This window comes from Helicobacter sp. MIT 00-7814, from assembly GCF_003364115.1.
Lineage (GTDB): Bacteria > Campylobacterota > Campylobacteria > Campylobacterales > Helicobacteraceae > Helicobacter_F.
In genome coordinates this window covers 1-20317 of the sequence record NZ_NXLL01000003.1, presented here as the reverse complement: position 1 = coordinate 20317, position 20317 = coordinate 1, and the positions used below count along the sequence as shown (strand labels likewise).

Sequence of the window (20317 nt, the reverse complement as noted above, 5' to 3'; positions counted from 1 at the left end):
TGTAATGTAGCTATTCAAACTGCACGGAGATTCCATTTTTGAGATTGGCGGCATTATTAGAATCTGTAATCATTATAAAGCTCACACCTTGCGGGACTTTGAAGCTTATTGAGCTTTTAGAATCTTCACTCACATAAGAATTAATAATCATCAAATTTCTATCATAAAGCACGATGCGCGGATACCATTTTTGCGAGCTTGAGATTTGCAGTTTGCCTTGAGTGCGGACATTGAGCCAATATTGCCCGGAAATATCGCGCAAATTGAGCGCTTGATTCTGCGAAATGGCGCGAGAATTTGGAATCTGCAAATTATTTAGCTCAAGCAAATATTCCCACTTCTGCGGGCTGTGGCGCGTGATATCAATGCCGACCAATCCGCGCTTATTTAATTCACTTAAAATCACTTCAGGATCAGGCGCATGCTCGGTAGCGAAGTTAAATTCAATCATCGAAATCCCAGAATCATAATCTGCCCGCGCGACATTAAAGTAAGAATAGCCCATCGTTGCGAGAATGTCATTAATCGTGCGATTAAGCAAAATCGGGCTTGTGCGCGCGTTAAAGATAAGCTGCACTTCTTGCGGGCTTGAAAATTTGAGCTGCAAAAGCCCATTACTTTTAAGCGCGGAAATAATCCTACTCATGCTAAGCCCGCCGTTATTGTAATAAGAGTTTCTATCTTGAAAAATAGTTTTTATAAAATTTGCGTTGATTTGGTAGTTTTTTTCCCCAATGAGATTGATGATTTTTGTATCTAGCGCATCGCCAAAAAGCCCACATAGCGCGCAAATAAGAAGCAAAAAACTAAGTTTTTTCATGGGTTAATTCCAATAATCTTTGGGGCAAAGCTGTTTGTAAGTGGCGTAATTTATCTCTTTTAGCTCATTGCCATCAAAGTAGAATCTCACAAAATTGCGCGTTTTGTGCGCGAAATTTTCCCCATCAAGAATCGAAGTAAAATCACTATGTCCAAACACAAACACCAAAGGCTTATCAAGCGCAAATTCCTGCTTTTTGGTAAGATTAAAATGCGTTGCCTTTTGGCTTTCTACCTCAATGATACCAACCCATAGCTGGGAATTTGGGATAAGGGTAAGCTGCTGTGGAAGTGCTTGCTCTTGCAAATCTTGCGCGAGTGTTTGCGTGCGGGTCAGATTCTCATTTTGCGTGCCTTGCGTGCTTGTTTCTTGATTTATAGAATCTTGCGTTTCTTGCGGATTTTGTGAATCTGGAAGAGTAGCATAATCGACATAGATTCCATCATATTCTTTTTGTGGAGTTGTATTTTCTTGCTGGGTGTTTTCCTGTGTCGTGGCAAACTCAATATTTGAAGCTGGCTTGCTAGGTTTTTTGGAATTGAGCGCAATTTGTTTTTGTTCCTTTGCATTGTCCCAAAACACGCGATACCCAAAGTAGCCTACCACGCCGAGTGCGACCACTACAAGCAAAACAAAAATAAGAGGATTGTTTTTTATGCTTTTTGATTCTTGCGTGCGGGGCTTTGTTTGCTGGGTGTTTTGCTTTTTTTCTGGGAGTTTGAGAGAATGGATATTTTCTAGCGGTTTGGTGGTTTGGGATTCTGTAGGTTGTTTTTTTGTGTGATTTTTTATATGTGTGTTGAGATCGATTTGCGCGATTGGCGATTGTGGGTCGCTTTGTGCGGGCGTGGATTCTTTATTTAAAAAAATCGTATATTCCTTGAGCCATTCTGAAAGGTTGAGATTATACTCGCGTTCTAAAATCGCTATAAAGCCCTTCGCGCGGATTTTATCGATTTTATCAAAGCGCTTTTGCAAGATATCATCAATTTTGTTTGTAGTGAGTTTTGTTGTTTTGCTAATTTCTTTAAGCCCGACTTCGCTTAGGTAGGCGAGCTGTTCGTTTAATGTCTGATTTCGCATTGTCTTATCCTCTATTTAGTAATCTATCTAGTATAATCACCGCCGCATGCGCGACATTAAGCGAGTTAAACTCCCTTTGCATGGGAATGCTTAGCACCATATCCATTTTTTTGAGGATTTTTGGGTGCAAGCCCTCATTTTCACTCCCCATAAAAAGCACCCATTTTTGCAGACTTTGCGTTGGTTTGGGCGTTTTATGGGAATCTGAAATGCCAGAATCTAAAGATTGTAAAGCGGTAATTTTATCGCTTTTTTGTGGAATTTGCACGCTTTGTGTGTGATTTTGTTGCGTTTTTTGATGATTTTGTAAAAGTGTGTTGAGATTTTCCCCATTTTTATCCGCGCCAATAAGAGTGAATCCAGCGATTTTTAGCTCATTAAGCACCTCAATCGTGCGCGCAATAACGCACAATGGCATATCAAGCGCCGCGCCAGCACTCGTGCGCACAATGCCTTCAATCGCACTTTTTGCTAAATGACAATCCCCGATAATCACGCCTTCCACCCCAAGCCCATAGCCGCTACGCACCATCGCGCCGATATTTCCCACATCACTGACACCACAAAGTGCGAGCAAATGCGCGTGGTTTTTTAGCGCGTTTAAAGGGCTAAGCTCAAGCTCTTTTGCGCGCGCTAGGATTCCCTGATGATTGCGCCCATGTGAAAGGGCTTGTGCCTTTTTAGAATCTACTACGCAAATTGGCTTCCCAAACTTTTTTAACGCGCTAAATTGCTCTTTTGGCAAGGTTTTGGCGAGCAAAATTTCCTCGATTAGATCATTGTGGTATTGCAACGCGTACATTACAGGTTGTTTGCCAAAAAGTATCATCGCGCGCCTTTGTGGGATTTTTTTTGCTTAGAATCTTGTGCGTGTGCTTGCGCTGTTTTTGATGCGCTAGATTGTAAAATTTCCTCATAGCAAAGCTTGATAGGCTTTTGCGTGAGTTTTGAAAGGAGCTTTGCTTTTGCTTTTGGACTAAGCTCAAGGGCTAAAATATCTTCCACACTAATGCCATTTTGCGGGCTTAAATGTTCTATATTTTTTTGAGAATCTGCGCGCTCATTAAAGCCTTGAAAGCTTTGTAAAAATTTTTCCACACTTTCATAATGCGCGCTATTTTGCACGCATAGCACCCATTCGCCATAGATTTTGCTATTTTGTAAAATTTTAAGGATTTCGCTTGCATTCCCAAAATAGTGCTTTTGGTGTAGCTTGCTAAGTTCCTTACACGCGCAAATGTAGGCATTTGGCAAAATTTCTTGTATGTCTTGCAATGTATCAAATAGGCGATGTGGGCTTTCATACCAAATGCAGGGGATTTCAAGCCGTGCGTAAAAAGAGAGAATCCTTTTGCGCTCGTTTTTTTTGTGCGGTAAGAATCCACCAAAATAAAAATTACTAGATTCTATCCCGCTAGAGGCAAAAGCCACGCTAAGAGCGCTTGCGCCGGGCAAAATGTCATATTCTATATTATGCCTTATGCAGTAATTTACAAGCAATGCGCCCGGATCGCTTATGCAAGGCATTCCAGCGTCGCTGACATAGACAACTTTTTGCGTGAAAAAATCTTGTGAAAGTGTGGCGAGAAATTCTTGTTGATTATGTGAATGAAAAGAGAGAAAACGCCTATTTTGTTGGGTTTGGCTGTTTGTGGTTTGCACGCTTAGGCTTTGCGTGTTTGAGAGAATCTTAAAAAGCCCGCGCTCTTGCAAAAGCATATAGAGCTTTTTACCTACGCGCGTATCCTCGCACAGAATCACTTCTGCTTCAAAAAGTCGCTCCAAAGCCCGCAAAGTAATGTCGTGTAAATTACCAATGGGCGTGGGGACAAGACTTAGCACAAACTTTGCGCGCTTATTTGAGATTGTATTTTTGGCGGAATTTTTCTACGCGCCCAGTCGCATCGGCGATTTTGTCGCTTCCTGTGTAGAATGGATGACAGAAGCTAGAGATGTCAATTCTTAGCGTTGGCTTTGTGCTTAGCACTTCTACTTCTTTGCCGCTTGTTACGCAAGTAACCTTGCATGGGACATATTGTGGATGGATTCCTTTTTTCATTGCTGTATCCTTAGGGAGTGATTTTTAAATTTTGAAAAAACGCGCATTTTAACAAAAAATAATTAAAACAAAGTTTAAGCCAAAGATTAAAGATTTTTCACTACACTATGCGCTAATTTTTTGAAAAATTGCAGAAAATGCAGAATTCTAAAGGAGGCAAAAGATGACAAAGACATTTCAAGTTGAAGGTATGCATTGCCAAAAATGTGTTGATAAGATTGAAAAATTTGTAGGCGAAATTGATGGGATACAGAGAATCCAAGTTGATTTAAACGCGCATAGTGTGGAAGTTGATTATGAGCTTCCAGCAGATGAAGGGCAGATTAAAGAAGCGATTTTAGATTCTGGTTTTGATGTGAAATAAAACCTACAATTTAGAGAATCTATGAAAGTCCTTATACAATTTTTTCGGCGCTATTTGCCCTATATGCTCGGGCATAAGGTGTCTTTTTTTATCGCGCTGTGTGGGACATTGCTAACGGCTGCTTGCACGGCTGGGGTTGCGTATTTGATAGAGCCACTGCTTGGCACGCTAAGTGGGAAGATTCCAAAAGATGTGCCATTTATTAGCTTTGAATCTATGGCAAATAACAATCTTTTGGCAATTGCGATGCCTGTGGCGATTGTGGTTGTGTATTTGGGCAAGGCTGGGGGAAATTATATCCAAAGCTATTTTATGAATTTCATCGGGCAGGATATCGTGCGTCAAATGCGCGATAGAATGCTAACGCATATGCTAAGCCTTGAGCTAAGCTTTTTTAACAAAATGCGCGGTGGCGAGCTGATGAGCCGTATTACTAATGATATCGGCGTTATCCGCAGTGCGGTTTCAAACTACATAACCGAGCTTATTAGAGAGATTACCACGATTGTGGGGCTTATTTTTGTGGTGTTTTATCAAAGCCCAAAGCTTGCGATTATCGGGCTTATTGTGATGCCTTTGGCTATTATCCCTATAAATATGATTATCCGCAAGATGAAAAAATACGCGCGCAATCTGCAGGAAAAAAACGCAGATATTACTTCCAAGCTCACAGAGATTTTTAATAATGTAGAAATTATCAAAGCGAGTAATGGCGAAAAGCTCGAGGCAGAGCATTTTGCAAACCAAAACAAGCAGTTTTTAAAGGTGAGTATGAAAGCTGTGCGCGTGGGCGAGCTTACTACACCTTTGATGGAATTTTTGGGCGCGCTTGCGCTTGCAACTATCGTGTATATCGCTACAATTGACATTCACGCGGGCAAATTTAGCGCTGAAGAGTTTGCTTCATTTGCGGGCGCGCTGGTGATGATTTTTACACCATTAAAGCGCCTTGTAAATCTCTGGGGTGGTATGCAAGGCGCGTTAGTGGCAAGTGATAGAATCTTTGAAGTGCTAAATAGAAAGCCCGGCATTGCTGATGGATCGTTGCAACTCAAAAAACCAATAGAATCTATTGAGCTAAGAAACGCAAGCTTTAGCTATGAGGAGCAAGCACACGCGCTAAAAGGCGTAAGTCTCACTTTCAAACGCGATGAAGTAAGCGCGCTAGTGGGGAAATCTGGTAGCGGGAAAAGCACGCTGGTAAATCTTATCTTGCGTTTGTATGAGTGCCAAAGTGGCGAAGTGCTGATAAATAATGAAAATATCAAAAACTACACACAGCAAAGCCTGCGCGAAAATATCGCCATCGTCACACAGAGAATCTTTATTTTCAACGACACCATTGCAAAAAATGTCGCTTATGGTTTGGAGCTGGACGAAAATAAAGTGATAGAAGCGCTTGAAAGTGCGCAGATGTATGATTTTGTCAAGCAAATGCCACAGGGAATCCACACGATGCTTGATGAATTTGGCACAAATCTAAGTGGCGGACAGCGCCAAAGAATAGCTATCGCGCGTGCGCTGTATCGCAATCCGGATATTTTAATCTTAGATGAAGTCACAAGTGCGCTAGATTCTCAAACTGAAGATTTAATCAAACAATCCATAAACCTCACGCGCAAGGGCAAAATCATCATTCTCATCGCACATCGCCCAAGCACCATAGAGCTTGCAAACAATGTCATTGAAATAAATCAAGGCAAAGTAGTAAGAATCCACAAGCAAAAATAAAACACAAGAGAATCTTTTTGCTTTCTTGTGTTTTGCTTCTTTTAAAAGTAACTAAAATACACAAAAAAGATAACTTTTATTAAATAATGCAAAAATTTTTAACTTTCAAACTTTTTCAAAGCATTTTCTTTCTACAATCAAAAATGTTCGTTTTTTGAGAACATACACAACACAACATTTAAGGAGGGAGTATGCGCGAAGAGAAGGTCATTGAGAGCTACACAGGGGTAACGCCTGAGCGCAAGAGAAGCAGAATGCCTGCGGTGCTGGATTTTTGGCAAAGTGCTACGGGGCTATTTTTGGGAGTATTTATGTTGGCGCATTTGCTTTTTGTCTCAAGCATTTTGCTTGGAAAAGAAGCAATGTATGCGATTACGAAGTTTTTTGAGGGGAGCTTTATTTTTGGTGAGGGCAAGCCTATCATTGTTTCGTGTATCGTTGCAATTGTCATCATCGCGCTTGTGGCGCACGCATTTTTAGCGCTTAGGAAGTTTCCGATTAACTACAAGCAGTTTTTGGCATTACGCGTGCATAAGGATTTAATGAAGCATGGAGATACGACTTATTGGGCGATTCAGGCAGCGACTGGATTTGCAATATTTTTCCTTGCAATGCCACATGTCTTTATTATGCTTACACAGCCAGAAAATATCGGACCTAGCGCATCTTCCTATCGCTTTGTGCATCAAGATTTTTGGCTACTTTTTATTTTCTTGCTTTTTGCTGTTGAGTTGCATGGCTCAATTGGGTTGTATCGACTTTGTATTAAATGGGGCTGGTTTGAAGGATTAGGGATTAAAACCTTGCGCGCGATTAAACTTGCCGTTACTATCGTTTGTTTGGTACTTGGGATTCTCTCTTATGCCTCATATGTCAAAATCGGGCTAAGCCTAGATCCAAACAAAAGCATTCAAGAATACAGAATCCTCGATGAGCACACACAAGGGAAAGGAGCATAAATGAAAGTAGTATATTGTGATGCCTTGATTATTGGAGGCGGACTAGCGGGCTTGAGAGCGTCTATTGCCACAAAGCAAAGAGGCTTAAGCACCATAGTTTTAAGCTTAGTTCCTGTGAAAAGAAGCCACTCTGCCGCAGCACAGGGCGGTATGCAAGCAAGCCTAGGAAACTCAAAAATGAGTGAAGGCGATAATGAAGACTTGCACTTCGCAGACACCGTGAAAGGGAGCGATTGGGGTTGCGATCAAGATGTGGCAAGAATGTTTGTCACCACCGCACCAAAAGCAATCCGCGAGCTAGCAGCGTGGGGCGTGCCATGGACGAGAATCCAAAAGGGTGACAGAACTGCTATCATCAACGCACAAAAAACCACAATCACCGAAGAAGAATTTCGACATGGCTATATTCACTCTCGCGACTTTGGTGGGACAAAAAAATGGCGCACATGCTACACTGCGGACGCTACAGGACACACAATGCTTTATGCGGTAGCAAATGAAGCCTATAAAAACGGCGTAGAAATACAAGACAGAAAAGAAGCCCTAAGCCTCATTCACAAAGATGGTAAATGCTATGGCGCGGTGGTGAGGGATTTAGTCGATGGCTCACTTTGCGCGTATGTGGCAAAAGGCACATTGATCGCCACAGGAGGCTATGGGAGAATCTACAAAAACACCACAAATGCTGTTATTTGCGAAGGCACAGGATTAGCAATCGCAATGGAAAGCGGTGTGGCGAAGCTAGGAAACATGGAAGCGGTGCAATTCCACCCAACACCACTTTTCCCAAGCGGGATTTTGCTCACTGAAGGTTGTCGCGGTGATGGCGGGATTTTGCGCGATGTAGATGGATACCGCTTTATGCCAGATTATGAACCAGAGAAAAAGGAGCTAGCAAGCCGTGATGTCGTTTCTCGTAGAATGATTCAAAGAATCCGCGAGGGCAAAGGTGTGAAATCGCCTTATGGTGAGCATTTATGGCTTGATATTTCAATTCTTGGGCGCGAGCATATCGAACGCAATTTGCGCGATGTGCAAGATATTTGTAAGGTCTTTGCGGGCATTGATCCAGCAGATGAGGGCAGAAAAGGTTGGGCGCCGGTAAAACCGATGCAACACTACTCAATGGGCGGAATCCGCACAAACTATCAAGGACATAGCTATTTGCAAGGGCTTTTTGCCGCAGGTGAGGCTGCATGCTGGGATTTGCATGGATTTAATAGGCTTGGTGGGAACTCTGTGAGTGAAGCGGTTGTAAGCGGTATGATTATCGGGGATTATTTCGCGCAATACTGCGAAAGCACGGAAACTGATATCAACACAGCCACCATAGAATCTTTTGTAAATAAACAGCATGATTATCTCGCAAGCCTCCTTAATAACTCAGGTAGCGAAGATGTGTATGTGCTAAAAAATGCGATGAAAGAGATTATGGAAGAAGATGTGGGGATTTTCCGCGATGGCAAGGGCTTGGAAGATGCGGTGAAGCGCTTAGAAGAGCTTTATAAACGCAGTAAAAATATCCAAGTCAAAAATAAAAAGCTCCATGATAATCCAGAGCTAGAAGATGCCTACCGCGTGCCAAAAATGCTAAAAATCGCACTTTGTGTCGCGCTTGGCGCATTGCAAAGGACAGAATCTAGGGGCGCACACACACGCGAGGATTTCCCAAAACGCGATGATTTAAATTGGCTAAAGCGCACGCTCACTTCATGGGAAGATCCAAATCAAACTTTGCCAACGGTGAGCTATGAGGATCTTAATATCGCAAAAATGGAAATTGCTCCGGGCTTTAGAGGCTATGGCGCGAAGGGAATGATTATCGAGCATCCACAAAGTGCCTTGCGTCAAGCTGAAATCGAGCAAATCACAAGCGCTATCCACGAAAAAGGTGGCGATAGATATGCCCTGCAAGAAGCGCTTATGCCTTTTGAATTGCAGGCGGGCTTTAAAGCGAGAAATCAACGATTAGGAGACAAATAATGAGTGCAACACAACAACAAGAAAAAGGAAGGATTCTAACTATTAGGGCGCTGAAGTTTGACCCACAAAGCGCAGTTTCAAAGCCACATTTCCGCGAATACAAAATCCAAGAGGCGCACTCTATGACGATTTTTATCGTGCTAAATATGATTAGGGAGCATCAAGACCCGGATTTGAGCTTTGACTTTGTGTGTCGCGCGGGGATTTGTGGAAGTTGCGGAATGATGATTAATGGGCGTCCGCGCCTTGCGTGTCGCACGCTTACAAAAGATTTGCCCGATGTGATTACGCTTTTGCCTTTGCCAGCGTTTAAGCTTATTAAGGATTTGAGCGTTAATACTGGCGTGTGGTTTGAAGGTATGACAAAGCGTGTGGAGGGCTGGATACATTCTCAAAAAGAAGTAGATATTGCAAAGCTTGAAGAGCCAATCGAGCCTGAAGTCGCGCAAGAAGTCTTTGAGCTTGATAGATGTATCGAGTGTGGTTGCTGTATCGCCAGCTGTGCGACAAAGGTAATGCGCGAAGATTTTATCGGTGCTGCGGGTATGAATAGGGTGATGCGCTTTATGATTGATCCACATGATGAGCGCACAAATGAGGATTTTTACGAGCTCGTGGGCAATGATGATGGCGTGTTTGGCTGTATGAGCCTTATTGCTTGTCATGATGTATGCCCGAAAGAATTACCACTGCAAAGCAAAATCGCTTATTTGCGCCGTAAAATGGTAGCGGTGGGTATGAGCAAGTAATTCTTGCTTTATAGAATCTTTAAAGTGCAAGCTTTGGAGATTCTATTTTTTAAAACTGCATATTTTTCACGCGGATAAATCGCACTTTATCTCGCTTTAGATTCCTTATATACTTCTTGCACGCTACTTTTTTGCAAACATACGAAATTTTAATTGACAAAGATTAGGATTCTATGTAAAGGCGCAATTTTGGTGGGTAGCTTAAGCAGGGCAATAAAAGAGGGTTAGTAGAATAATCCGCGTTAGGCTATTTTTAATGCAAGGCTTTTAGAGTCTATTCATTAAAATATATTGTCTGCGGGAGTGAATCCCGCTTCGCCTTTGCTTTGCGTATATATAAGCGAGTATTTTGTTATTAGGGATTCTAAGATTCTGCAACGCGGTTTGGGAATTTATAGAATCTCTAATTATTTCTTCGCTCTCTTGCGCTGGTTTGGCTCTAGGATTTTTTTGCGGATTCTGATATTTTGGGGCGTTACTTCTAGGATTTCATCATCTTCTATCCACTCTAGCGCGCGCTCCAGCGTCAAATCGCGCGGTGGCGTGAGTTTGATTGCCTCATCGCTTCCGCTTGCGCGCATATTTGTCAGATGCTTGCTTTTGACAGGATTTACATCTAAGTCATTATCGCGGCTATGTTCGCCTATCACCATCCCCACATACACCTTCGTCTGTGCACCTACAAATAAAACACCGCGCTCTTGGATGTTAAAAAGTGAAAATCCAGTCGTCTCGCCATTTTCCATAGAGATGAGCGCACCATTCTTGCGCGACTCCACGCTCCCACTATAAGGGCGGAATTCTAAAAAGCTATGATTCATAATTCCTTCACCCTTAGTGTCCGTCAAAAATTCACTACGATAGCCAATCAACCCTCGCGCTGGGATTTCAAACTCTAGTCTTGTGTAGCCATCATTCATTGGATTCATAGCTTTCATCTCCGCCTTGCGCTTGCCTAGTCGCTCGATGATGCTACCGCTAAAATCCTGCGGCGTGTCGATTACTAGATGCTCGAATGGCTCGCATTTCACGCCATCGATTTCTTTGATAATCACTTCTGGGCGAGAAATGCTAAACTCAAAGCCTTCACGGCGCAAGTTCTCTGCTAGGATTGTGATTTGCAATTCCCCGCGCCCTGAAACGCGGAATTTCCCCTCGCCCATTTCCTCACAACGCATAGCGATATTTGTTTGCATCTCTTTAAGCAACCTATCTTTTATCTTATTTGCCGTTACATGTTTGCCCTCAAGCCCAGCTAGCGGGCTGTCATTCACTGCAAAATACACGCTCATCGTAGGCTCTTCTAAGTGCATTGGGTCTAGCGGCATAGGGTTTGCAGGATCCACGACAGAATCCCCCACATCAATGGCGTTAAATCCAGCAATCGCCACAATATCGCCAGCTTCTGCAGATTCTATCTCTGTGCGCGCAAGCCCCAAAAATCCGATAAGCTTAGTAATGCGCCCTGTTTCTTTCTCGCCATCGCCTTTTGCTAGCATTACATTTGCGCCTTTTTTCACCACGCCATTAAACACGCGCGCAATGCCGATTTTCCCTACATAATTATCATAATCTAGCGTGAAAATCTGCATTTGCAGTGGATTTTCGCTCCCGCCACTTGGAAGCGGGACAAATTCCAAAATCGCCTCAAATAGCGGCTCTAAGTCCTTTTTCTCATCATCTAGCTCTTTTATCGCATAGCCATCGCGCGCCGCAGCATACACCACGGGGAAGTCTAGCTGAAAGTTATTCGCCCCCATCGCTACAAATAAATCAAACACTTCATCGACTACTTTATCAGGCGTTGCGGCGGGTTTATCGATTTTATTTACCACGACAATTGGGCGGATTCCAAAGCTAAGGGCTTTTTTGACGACAAATTTTGTCTGTGGCATTACGCCTTCTTGCGCATCGACAAGCAAGAGCACACCATCTACCATTTTTAACACGCGCTCCACTTCTCCGCCAAAGTCCGCGTGTCCGGGCGTGTCGATAATGTTAATTTTCGTCCCCTTATAATTTATAGCGGTGTTTTTAGAAAGAATCGTTATCCCGCGCTCTTTTTCTAAGTCATTAGAATCCATTACGCGCTCATCAATTTGCTCTCTCTCGCTAAATGTGCCACTCTGGCGCAAAAGTCCATCTACTAAGGTTGTTTTGCCATGATCGACATGGGCGATTACAGCGATATTACGAATATTTTGCATGGGGTTTCTCTTTATGTGAAGTTTAGTAAAAAAGGCGCAATTATAGAATCCTTAAGCTTAAGATTTGATTTTTGCGCTACATCCATTCTACGATTTGATTGACTTCTATGGCTTCAAAGCACTTGATTTGCGATTTTTGCGTGGGTTTTTTAGGAAGCACGACTTTTTCAAATCCATAGCTTTCTAGCTCTTTTAAGCGCGTGTCGATATTGTGCGTTTCTCGTATGTCGCCTATGAGGCTCACTTCGCCGATAAAGGCGGTTTTGTTGCTTAACGCGCGATTGCGGAAGCTTGAGATGATAGAGGCAATCACAGCTAAATCCGCGCTCGTCTCATTTATCTTAATCCCGCCCGTGACATTGATAAAGACATCATAGCGGTTGAGCGGGATTTCCATTTTGCGCTCCAAAAGGGCTAGAAGCATATTGAGGCGATTTGTGTCAAAGCCTGTGCAAGAGCGCTTAGGATTGCCAAAACTGCTTTCACTCACCAAAGCTTGTATCTCAATCACAAGCGCCCTTGAGCCTTCCAAAATCACGCTGATTGCGCTTCCTGCGCGTGATTGTCGTTGCGAGAAAAAGAGCTTTGAAGCGTTTTTCGCACTCACAAGCCCATTTTCTTTGAGTTCAAAAATCCCTATCTCGCTTGTCGCACCAAAGCGATTTTTAAAGCCTCGCAAGATTCTAAGTTCCCTGCTAGGATCGCCTTCAAAATACAACACACAATCAACCATATGTTCCAGCACGCGCGGACCGGCGATTGAGCCTTCTTTGGTGATATGCCCGATGATGAAAATTGCGATATTGCGTTCCTTTGCCAAACGCATAAGCGAAAAGGTGATTTCTCGCACCTGCGTGACTGAACCCGGCGCACTTGAGATATCGGGCGCATAGAGCGTTTGGATAGAATCTATCACGCACATGCTAAAAGATTCTTGCAAGAGATTTGCGCGGATTTGCTCTAAATTGATTTCATTTAAAAGATAAAGGTTAGAATCCACGCACTCAAGCCTGCTAGCGCGCTGTTTTATCTGACTTGGGCTTTCCTCTCCACTCACATACAGCACCTTTTTGCGCGCATTTTTAGCGATATTTCCGCTGATTTTAAGCAAGAGCGTAGATTTCCCAACACCCGGACTTCCACCGATGAGATACAGCCCGCCGCTTACAATTCCCCCGCCTAGCACAATGTCAAGCTCATTTTCAAAGGAAGTAAATTTTTGCAAATCTTGGGATTGAATCTCAGTTATTGGCGTGGCTTTTTGTAGTTGAGTTTGTGCGCTTTGCAGGGATTTGAGCACTTTTATTTGTTCATCTTTTAATTCTAGAAAAGATTCCCACGCGCCACAATTTGTGCATTTTCCTAGCCATTTTGAGCTTTGGAATCCGCAGTGCTGGCACTCAAAAAGCGCTTTTGTTTTTGCCATAGACTCCCTTTTTAGCCCTTAGATTCTGTGGTGAAAATAGAATCTAGCAGTGTTTTGACAAATTCTTGCGGATTAAAACGCACCAAATCCTCCGCGCGCTCGCCAACGCCTAAAAACAGCACAGGAAGCTTGAGCTCGCTTACAACGCTAAAAATCGCCCCGCCCTTGCTTGTGCCATCAAGTTTGGTGACGATGATTCCATCTTGCGCGCTATTTTGTGAAGTGCCATTTTGCGACGCGCCATTTTGTAGGGGGCTAGCTTGAAACTCGCAATGCTCGGTAAAATATTTTGCTTGATTCACACTTGAGCTACCTTGCGTGCCATCAAGCACGAGATATTTAGCGATTTTTGTGCTTGTATTTTGAGAATCTAGGGCTTTTTGGCTCACGCGGATAATTTTTAAAAGCTCATTTGTTAGATTTGTCTGCGTATGCAAGCGCCCAGCGGTATCAAGCAAAAGTATGTCGTATTTTTTCGCGCAGGCATGCGTTATCGCATCAAAGGCAAGCGCGCTAGAATCATGCCCATGCTGTGTGGCGATGACAGGGATTTCTAGCTTTTGCCCCCATGATTTGATTTGCTCAATCGCGGCTGCGCGGAATGTGTCCCCAGCACCCAAAAGCACCTTTTTGCCTTGCGATTTGTAAAATCGCGCGAGTTTGGCGATGGTGGTTGTTTTGCCCGCGCCATTCACGCCGATGATGAGCTTTACTTGAAGTGTGTTTTGCGCGTTTGTGTCATTTGACGCGCTATTATTTTGGGAATCTTTGTTTTGAGAATCTTGCGCCTTATTTTGCGCCTCTTTTGGCACAAGCAAATTTAACAGCGCAGATTCCAACTGCTCGCGTGAAATGTTGCTAGGCAGGGAATCTAAAAGCTTTTCAAGAAGATCATAATCCATATCAGATTCAATCAAAATCTCTTCCAACTGCTCTTTTGAGATTTTTTCTTTTTTGCCACCGAGCAAGGAAGTGATATTGCTCGTGGTTTTTTTCATCGTGTTGCTAAGGAGTGAAAACATCATATGAGCCTTAAATGTGGGTTATTGCGCTAAATCTACTTCGCTAGATTCTGTATTTTCTTGCGCTTGTAAATCCCCGACAGCACTTTCTTGCAAGTCTTCCCCCATGGAATCTAGCGTATCGCGGATACTAAGCTCAATCATCTCTTCAGGCGTTAGCCCCACATAATCGATGATTTTTTCTCCATTGGCATCAAAAAGCGCGACATAGCCTTCAGAAATATCTTTTTGCAAAAACTCGTCCAAACGCCTTGTGTTATTGAAACTATAATACACACCGAGCGGCTTTTTTGTGTTATAGAGATTGACAGCTTCAAAAGAGTATTCGTAGTGGTCGTCTGCAGAAAGGATAAAAAGATTTATTTTAGGAGCATATTTTTGCGCAAGATTAATGATGTGCGGGGCTTGATTGAGGCAGTTTTTGCAATCTTTAGCGACAAAAAGTAGTATCGTTGGTTTGTCCTTATCAAAAATGCTTTTCTCACCTCTTGTGCTAAAGCTAAGCTTTTCACTTTGAGAATCTAGCACCTCGATAGTAAGCTCTTCATCTGAAGGTATGCGAACTGGTCCGAGATCGCATATCACACCCACAGGACAATGCATTGGCCTAGTGGTGTCTGTCTCAAAAGTCATATCTGGCTCAAAAGTCATATAGGTAAAAATATCGCGTTTAGATTCCGGGCTTTTGGATTGTTTTTTTTCTTCATCATTACACGCGCTAAAAATGCACGCAATACAAACGCCACAAAAAAGCGCCAAAAGGGATTTTGCGAAGTTTTTTTTAAGTTTTGTCATGGGCTAAAGTCTCCTGCAAAGGGTTTAAGAAATTTGTGTGTTATGATTATACAAAAATTTTGGAGAATATTTTGACTAGCAAGAAAAATCCTGCCAAATACGCTCCCTGCCACGATCCCAACGCACCTTTAGAGAGTTTAGAAAGAGAATGCGCAAAAAAAGCCTTCCGAGCCAAAGCACGCAAAACATTGCAAAAAGCGCAAGATTTTCAACAATCACGCTTTGACACGCAGTCAGCACGCATTAATAAAACGCTTTTAAATATCTTAGATTCTCAAAAATCGCGGGATTTTAAAGCGCGCAAATTTTTTTTAAAAGAGAAAAAATTACAAAATGTCTCTAAATGTAAAAATATCTTACTTTACGCGCCCTTTGGGTTTGAAGCCGATATTTTTAGGCTTATTTTCACACTTCGAGCAAAGAAAAAGAAAATTTTTATCCCTTATATACAAGGAATAAGCTTTAAAATGCTACCATTTCGATTGCCATTACAAAAAAATCAGTATGGCATTTATGAAAGCACAAAATCTCAATTTAATTTAACAAAAATTCATATAGCCGTAGTTCCGGTTCTTGGCATTGATAGAAGCTTTGGGCGTGTAGGTTTTGGCAAAGGAATGTATGATAGAGTGTTTGCAGCAAAAAAATACACAAGAAAGAAACAAATTCCTATCATTTTTGTAAGTCGCATTCCTTGCGTGAGCGCGCAGATTCTTAGCCAGCCCCATGATTTGAAGGGGGATTGTTTGGTAAGTGCGGCTATGTGGTGTAAAAGGGCAGAGTATGGAAATAATATTAGAAGTGATAGGGTGTATAACCTTTGGGATTCTCGCTAGTGTCATCACTTATTTTGTTGCGAAAAAGATTTTTAACTCAAATGCAAATATTCTCTTAGAGCAGGCAAAAGCGCGCGCCAAAGCCATAGAATATGAGGCGGAGAAGTTTTTAAATGAATCTAAAATTAAATATAAAGAGCAAGAAATCAGCCTTAGACAAGAATATGAAAAGAAGCAAAACGCGCTTAATAGGGAATATGAGCAAAAACTTTGTACGCTAGAAAAAGATGAGGAAAAGTTAAAAACAAGCATTGAGCGTGAGAGGCAAAGCATTAACGATGAGCGCCAGCGCCTAAATCGCTTGGAAAATAGAATCTTGCATGTGGATTCTGAAAATAAAAAGGTGCGCCAGCAGTATGAATCCGCCAGAAAAGAGGCGCTAAAAGTGCTTAGCAATCAATCTGGCATCACCATTCAAGAGGCAAAAGATATGCTTTTGGGCTACCTTGATGAGGAGCTCACAGATGAAAAGGCGCATATGATACGGCGCTATGAGTTTGAGGCAAAGCAAGAAGCGCAAAAAAAGGCGCATTATATCCTAGCGCAAGCCACCACGCGCTATGCGGGCGAGTTTGCTACGGAACGTTTAATAAATGTGCTAACTTTGCCAAGCGATGAGCTAAAAGGGCGCATCATAGGCAAAGAAGGGCGCAATATCAAAGCGCTTGAAATGATAAGTGGCGTGGATATTATCATCGATGACACGCCAAATACGATTATTGTAAGTAGCTTTAACCTCTATCGGCGCGCAATTGCGCTCAAAACCTTAGAAGCGCTTATCGAAGATGGGAGAATCCAGCCTTCCCGCATCGAAGAAGTGTATGAAAAAACAAAGGCGCAAATGGAGGAGCAGATTTTGCAAGATGGAGAAAATATCGTGCTAGACATGGGGCTAGGCTATATGCACCCAGAACTAAAAAAACTGCTCGGCAAGATGAAATACCGCGCAAGCTACGGACAAAATGCGCTCGGGCATTCTATTGAAGTAGCAAATCTTGCGGCAATTATCGCAGGTGAGCTAGGGGGCGATGAAAAATTAGCGCGCAGGGCGGGAATCTTGCATGATATAGGAAAGGCTTTGACGCAAGAAGTCGGTGGGAATCATGTCGAGCTAGGCGTGGAAGTTTGCTCGCGTTACAAAGAGCATCCTGTGGTGATTAACGCCATACTCGCTCATCACGGATATGAAGAGGTGAAAAGTATTGAGTGCGCGGCAGTTTGCACCGCGGATGTGCTTTCAGCGGCGCGTCCGGGGGCAAGGCGCGAAGTGTTGGAGAGCTTTTTAAAGCGCGTACAGGAATTAGAGCGAATTGCGATGGATAAATTTGGCGTGAAGCAAGCGTATGCGATAAGCGCGGGTAGGGAAGTGCGCGTGATTGTGCGCGCGGATTTGGTAAGCGATGAAGAAAGCGTGGTGCTTGCGCGCGAAATCGCCAAAGAGATAGAAGGCACTTTGCAATATCCGGGCGAAATCAAGGTGAGCGTTATCCGCGAGATGCGCGCGATTGAGTACGCTAAATAATTTAATAGAAATCTAAGGAGGAAAAAATGTCGCAAAATAAATGGAATAAGCAATCTTGGCGCACAAAGCCAATCAAACAGCACCCCGTGTATGAGAATACAAGAGAGCTAGAGGAGGTGGAAAAAACGCTTTCAAGCTACCCGCCGCTTGTATTTGCAGGTGAGGCACGCGCGCTGAAATCCCAGCTTGCAAAGGCATGCGCGGGAGAAGCGTTTGTTTTGCAAGGTGGGGATTGTGCGGAGAGTTTTTCACAATTTAATGCGGTGAATATCCGCGATTTGTTTAAAGTCATTATCCAAATGGGCGCGATTCTCACCTATGGCGCGAGTTTGCCGATTGTCAAAATCGGCAGAATGGCAGGGCAGTTCGCAAAGCCACGCTCAAGCGATACGGAAACGATTAATGGTGTGGAATTGCCGAGCTATCGCGGGGATTTGATTAATGGCGTGGAGTTTGAAAAAAATGCGCGATTAGCCCAGCCACAGCGACTTTTGCAAGGATACAATCAAAGTGCCGCAACGCTCAATCTTTTGCGTGCATTCGCGCAAGGTGGCTTTGCAGATCTTAATCAAGTGCATAAATGGAATCTAAACTTTGTCAAAGACAATGCCTTTGGGAAAAAATACGAGGAGTTAGCGAGCAGAATCACGCAAGCGCTTGATTTTATGCGCGCGTGCGGGATAGATTCTCAAAAGTTTCCGATTTTGCGCGAGGTGGATTTTTACACTTCGCATGAAGCGCTTGTGTTGCATTATGAGGAGGCGCTTACAAGGGAAGATTCCCTAAGTGGGGAGTTTTATGACTGCTCGGCGCATATGCTTTGGATTGGTGAGCGTACAAGGGGGCTAGATGAAGCGCATATCGAGTTTTTGTCAGGAGTGAAAAATCCACTAGGTGTGAAAATCGGACCAACAGCTACAAAAGAAGAAGTGATGGGAATCTGCGAGAAACTCAACCCGCAAAATGAAGCAGGTAGGCTAAATCTCATCGTGCGTATGGGCGCGGAGAAAATTAAGCAGAATTTCCCAAAACTGCTAGATTCTCTGCGTGGTGAAGGGCGCGAGATACTTTGGAGCTGCGATCCTATGCATGGGAACACGATTAAAGCAAGCAGTGGATACAAAACGCGCGATTTTGCGTGTGTGCTTGATGAAGTGAAGAGCTTTTTTGAGATTCACAAGGCAAATGGGAGCATCGCTGGGGGCGTGCATTTGGAGATGACAGGCGCAGATGTGACAGAATGCGTGGGTGGCTCGCAGGCAATTACTGAAGAAGGCTTAGCGTGTAATTACAGCACGCAGTGCGATCCGCGCCTTAATGCTACGCAGGCAATTGAGATGGCGTTTCTCATCGCGGATATGATTAAGCAAAGTAGGTAGATTCTGGGATTTGGTATTTGTGGCGTTGCAAATTCTTAGAATCTTGCTACAATCACGGCGCCAAAATTAAAATAAAAGGAGCAAGAATGAAATTTTTTGGAATTGAGAGGGCAAGCAAGGGCAATGAAAGAAAAATAACGCTAAGGATGTTTTTCTTGCCATTAATTTGTAGGATTGCTAATCCATGCGGCGTTACTATGGGGGGGGGTAATATATCTTTATAAATATTACCTTTTAGGCTTAAAAGTTTATAAAAATAAATCTTCTAGTGAGCAGGCTTTTGCTTTATATACCGCAGGCATGGGACTTTCGATTATAAAATATATTTTAGACGAGCTAGAAACAAGCGGTTTAGAAAGCCCAAAAATACAGAATCTTTGCAGAGGGCTAGATTCACAAAGTAAGGAATGTATATATCGCATACTTTCACGCCACAGGGAAGCTTACTATAATCAAAGCAATGTTTGTGCGTCGCTAACAAATGAAGAGATTGAGACGCAAAGACGCCTACATACCGAGTTTTTCCCAAATATTTGCCAATTGTCTGAAAAACTTTTTTATTACAATGGCTACTTTTTCCCTGTTAGCCCGCGTGCTGAAGTAAGCGTACATTGGCATAAGCATAATATGGAGAATTTTAAGAATCTTCAAAAAATTAAACAAAAAGATATTATTGATGTTGGTGGTTTTATGGGTGATAGCGCGGTGATTTTTGAGGACTTTACCGACAAAAAGATTCACACTTTTGAGGCGACAAAATCAAATTTTACGCTTTTGCTGGAGACGCTTAAGCTTAACAATGCCACACGCGTTGTGCCTATCAATAAAGGCTTAGGTTCACAAAAGCAAACTCTAAGTATGCACACAAATGGCGCTTGTTCGACTTTGTGTGATGATTATATTGCTTTTAATAAAGAGCTTAAAAGTGAGGAAGTGGAAATCATCACACTAGATTCTTATGTGAAAGAAAATAATATCGAGGTGGGCTTTATAAAGGTTGATATTGAAGGCTTTGAGCAGGAGTTTTTAAAGGGCGCGATGGAGACGATAAAAGCTCAAAAGCCCGCGATGCTTATTAGTATTTATCATAATGGGGCGGATTTCTTTGAGATTAAGCCCATGATAGAATCTTGGAATTTGGGCTACAGCTTTAAAATCCATAAGCCACTTGATTTTAGTATAAGCACTGAAACAGCACTTTACTGCGAGGTTTTGGATTAATTTGCAAGAGAGAATCTAAATTTTCACAAGAAATTTTCATTTTTCTTGTGAAAAACTATTTTCTATAAGCCAACTTTAAGCCTTCCATTTGTAATATTGCGTTTCCCAAATTCATTTGGCTTCCTTTTTTCCCAAATATTTTAACTTCATTGATACCCACT

The 20317-nt window shown here is 42.8% G+C and carries 18 protein-coding genes; 9 read left to right on the top strand and 9 right to left on the bottom strand.

All coding sequences use genetic code 11. The features are described 5' to 3' along the window. Nucleotides 1-10: 10 nt before the first annotated feature. Genes CQA49_RS01480 through rpmE form a run of 5 tightly spaced genes read right to left on the bottom strand, consistent with a single transcriptional unit; the run spans nucleotide 11 to nucleotide 3962 of the window. Nucleotides 11-820 (bottom strand): hypothetical protein, encoded by an 810-nt coding sequence (locus CQA49_RS01480; protein ID WP_115574194.1) that lies wholly within the window; start codon nucleotides 818-820, stop codon nucleotides 11-13. Nucleotides 821-823: 3 nt separating this feature from the next. Further along, complete coding sequence (locus tag CQA49_RS01475) at nucleotides 824-1903, bottom strand: hypothetical protein (protein WP_115574193.1); 1080 nt, start codon at nucleotides 1901-1903, stop codon at nucleotides 824-826. Nucleotides 1904-1907: 4 nt separating this feature from the next. Continuing rightward, the gene (locus CQA49_RS01470; protein WP_115574192.1) at nucleotides 1908-2732 is read right to left on the bottom strand and encodes an RNA methyltransferase; all 825 of its coding nucleotides are present in this window, start codon (nucleotides 2730-2732) and stop codon (nucleotides 1908-1910) included. Then, a complete protein-coding gene (rsmI, locus tag CQA49_RS01465; protein WP_115574191.1) occupies nucleotides 2729-3745 on the bottom strand; it encodes a 16S rRNA (cytidine(1402)-2'-O)-methyltransferase in 1017 nt (338 codons plus the stop codon). The genes CQA49_RS01470 and rsmI overlap by 4 nt, the downstream gene beginning before the upstream one ends. Before the next feature lie 13 nt (nucleotides 3746-3758). Next, entirely contained in the window at nucleotides 3759-3962 is a 204-nt protein-coding gene (gene rpmE, locus CQA49_RS01460; RefSeq protein ID WP_066388536.1) for a 50S ribosomal protein L31, read from the bottom strand. A gap of 163 nt (nucleotides 3963-4125) precedes the next feature. Here rpmE and CQA49_RS01455 point away from each other — a divergent pair, with 163 nt between their 5' ends. The 5 genes from CQA49_RS01455 (at nucleotide 4126) to CQA49_RS01435 (ending at nucleotide 9748) form a co-directional block, all read left to right on the top strand. After that, nucleotides 4126-4326: a heavy-metal-associated domain-containing protein gene (locus CQA49_RS01455; protein ID WP_115574190.1), complete on the top strand. Its 201-nt coding sequence runs from the start codon at nucleotides 4126-4128 to the stop codon at nucleotides 4324-4326. 21 nt (nucleotides 4327-4347) lie between these two features. Then, nucleotides 4348-6057: an ABC transporter ATP-binding protein gene (locus tag CQA49_RS01450; RefSeq protein WP_115574189.1), complete on the top strand. Its 1710-nt coding sequence runs from the start codon at nucleotides 4348-4350 to the stop codon at nucleotides 6055-6057. 191 nt (nucleotides 6058-6248) lie between these two features. Next, nucleotides 6249-7016: a fumarate reductase cytochrome b subunit gene (locus CQA49_RS01445; protein ID WP_115574188.1), complete on the top strand. Its 768-nt coding sequence runs from the start codon at nucleotides 6249-6251 to the stop codon at nucleotides 7014-7016. Continuing rightward, nucleotides 7017-8999: a fumarate reductase flavoprotein subunit gene (locus CQA49_RS01440; RefSeq protein ID WP_115574187.1), complete on the top strand. Its 1983-nt coding sequence runs from the start codon at nucleotides 7017-7019 to the stop codon at nucleotides 8997-8999. Beyond that, nucleotides 8999-9748 carry a fumarate reductase iron-sulfur subunit gene (locus CQA49_RS01435; RefSeq protein WP_115574186.1) on the top strand — a complete coding sequence of 250 codons (750 nt, stop codon included), beginning with the start codon at nucleotides 8999-9001 and terminating at the stop codon, nucleotides 9746-9748. The genes CQA49_RS01440 and CQA49_RS01435 overlap by 1 nt, the downstream gene beginning before the upstream one ends. Before the next feature lie 407 nt (nucleotides 9749-10155). Here CQA49_RS01435 and typA read toward each other — a convergent pair whose 3' ends face one another. The 4 genes from typA to CQA49_RS01415 all read right to left on the bottom strand — a co-directional run bounded on the left by typA (nucleotide 10156) and on the right by CQA49_RS01415 (nucleotide 15198). Next, on the bottom strand, nucleotides 10156-11955 hold the full coding sequence (gene typA / locus CQA49_RS01430; protein ID WP_115574185.1) for a translational GTPase TypA: 1800 nt from the start codon (nucleotides 11953-11955) through the stop codon (nucleotides 10156-10158). Nucleotides 11956-12031: 76 nt separating this feature from the next. Next, nucleotides 12032-13381: a DNA repair protein RadA gene (gene radA, locus CQA49_RS01425; RefSeq protein WP_115574184.1), complete on the bottom strand. Its 1350-nt coding sequence runs from the start codon at nucleotides 13379-13381 to the stop codon at nucleotides 12032-12034. A gap of 11 nt (nucleotides 13382-13392) precedes the next feature. After that, nucleotides 13393-14403, bottom strand: coding sequence for a signal recognition particle-docking protein FtsY (gene ftsY / locus CQA49_RS01420; RefSeq protein WP_115574183.1), 1011 nt, complete (start codon nucleotides 14401-14403; stop codon nucleotides 13393-13395). A gap of 21 nt (nucleotides 14404-14424) precedes the next feature. Continuing rightward, nucleotides 14425-15198, bottom strand: a complete 774-nt coding sequence (locus CQA49_RS01415) for a hypothetical protein (protein ID WP_115574182.1) — start codon at nucleotides 15196-15198, stop codon at nucleotides 14425-14427. Nucleotides 15199-15269: 71 nt separating this feature from the next. Here CQA49_RS01415 and CQA49_RS01410 point away from each other — a divergent pair, with 71 nt between their 5' ends. The 4 genes from CQA49_RS01410 to CQA49_RS01395 all read left to right on the top strand — a co-directional run bounded on the left by CQA49_RS01410 (nucleotide 15270) and on the right by CQA49_RS01395 (nucleotide 20156). Next, entirely contained in the window at nucleotides 15270-16034 is a 765-nt protein-coding gene (locus CQA49_RS01410; protein WP_181882574.1) for a 5-formyltetrahydrofolate cyclo-ligase, read from the top strand. Then, nucleotides 15991-17556: a ribonuclease Y gene (gene rny / locus CQA49_RS01405; protein ID WP_258864152.1), complete on the top strand. Its 1566-nt coding sequence runs from the start codon at nucleotides 15991-15993 to the stop codon at nucleotides 17554-17556. The genes CQA49_RS01410 and rny overlap by 44 nt, the downstream gene beginning before the upstream one ends. Nucleotides 17557-17582: 26 nt before the next feature. Further along, nucleotides 17583-18935 (top strand): class II 3-deoxy-7-phosphoheptulonate synthase, encoded by a 1353-nt coding sequence (locus CQA49_RS01400; RefSeq protein WP_115574179.1) that lies wholly within the window; start codon nucleotides 17583-17585, stop codon nucleotides 18933-18935. Nucleotides 18936-19235: 300 nt separating this feature from the next. Beyond that, on the top strand, nucleotides 19236-20156 hold the full coding sequence (locus CQA49_RS01395; RefSeq protein ID WP_115574257.1) for an FkbM family methyltransferase: 921 nt from the start codon (nucleotides 19236-19238) through the stop codon (nucleotides 20154-20156). Nucleotides 20157-20317 lie beyond the last annotated feature (161 nt).

What these genes read in the sequence shown, in the direction of transcription:
- CQA49_RS01480 (WP_115574194.1), bottom strand. Translation starts at nt 820, where the DNA reads ATGAAAAAACTTAGTTTTTTGCTTCTTATTTGCGCGCTATGTGGGCTT.
- CQA49_RS01475 (WP_115574193.1), bottom strand. Translation starts at nt 1,903, where the DNA reads ATGCGAAATCAGACATTAAACGAACAGCTCGCCTACCTAAGCGAAGTC.
- CQA49_RS01470 (WP_115574192.1), bottom strand. Translation starts at nt 2,732, where the DNA reads ATGATACTTTTTGGCAAACAACCTGTAATGTACGCGTTGCAATACCAC.
- rpmE (WP_066388536.1), bottom strand. Translation starts at nt 3,962, where the DNA reads ATGAAAAAAGGAATCCATCCACAATATGTCCCATGCAAGGTTACTTGC.
- CQA49_RS01455 (WP_115574190.1), top strand. Translation starts at nt 4,126, where the DNA reads ATGACAAAGACATTTCAAGTTGAAGGTATGCATTGCCAAAAATGTGTT.
- CQA49_RS01450 (WP_115574189.1), top strand. Translation starts at nt 4,348, where the DNA reads ATGAAAGTCCTTATACAATTTTTTCGGCGCTATTTGCCCTATATGCTC.
- CQA49_RS01445 (WP_115574188.1), top strand. Translation starts at nt 6,249, where the DNA reads ATGCGCGAAGAGAAGGTCATTGAGAGCTACACAGGGGTAACGCCTGAG.
- CQA49_RS01440 (WP_115574187.1), top strand. Translation starts at nt 7,017, where the DNA reads ATGAAAGTAGTATATTGTGATGCCTTGATTATTGGAGGCGGACTAGCG.
- CQA49_RS01435 (WP_115574186.1), top strand. Translation starts at nt 8,999, where the DNA reads ATGAGTGCAACACAACAACAAGAAAAAGGAAGGATTCTAACTATTAGG.
- typA (WP_115574185.1), bottom strand. Translation starts at nt 11,955, where the DNA reads ATGCAAAATATTCGTAATATCGCTGTAATCGCCCATGTCGATCATGGC.
- radA (WP_115574184.1), bottom strand. Translation starts at nt 13,381, where the DNA reads ATGGCAAAAACAAAAGCGCTTTTTGAGTGCCAGCACTGCGGATTCCAA.
- ftsY (WP_115574183.1), bottom strand. Translation starts at nt 14,403, where the DNA reads ATGTTTTCACTCCTTAGCAACACGATGAAAAAAACCACGAGCAATATC.
- CQA49_RS01415 (WP_115574182.1), bottom strand. Translation starts at nt 15,198, where the DNA reads ATGACAAAACTTAAAAAAAACTTCGCAAAATCCCTTTTGGCGCTTTTT.
- CQA49_RS01400 (WP_115574179.1), top strand. Translation starts at nt 17,583, where the DNA reads ATGTCGCAAAATAAATGGAATAAGCAATCTTGGCGCACAAAGCCAATC.
- CQA49_RS01395 (WP_115574257.1), top strand. Translation starts at nt 19,236, where the DNA reads ATGGGACTTTCGATTATAAAATATATTTTAGACGAGCTAGAAACAAGC.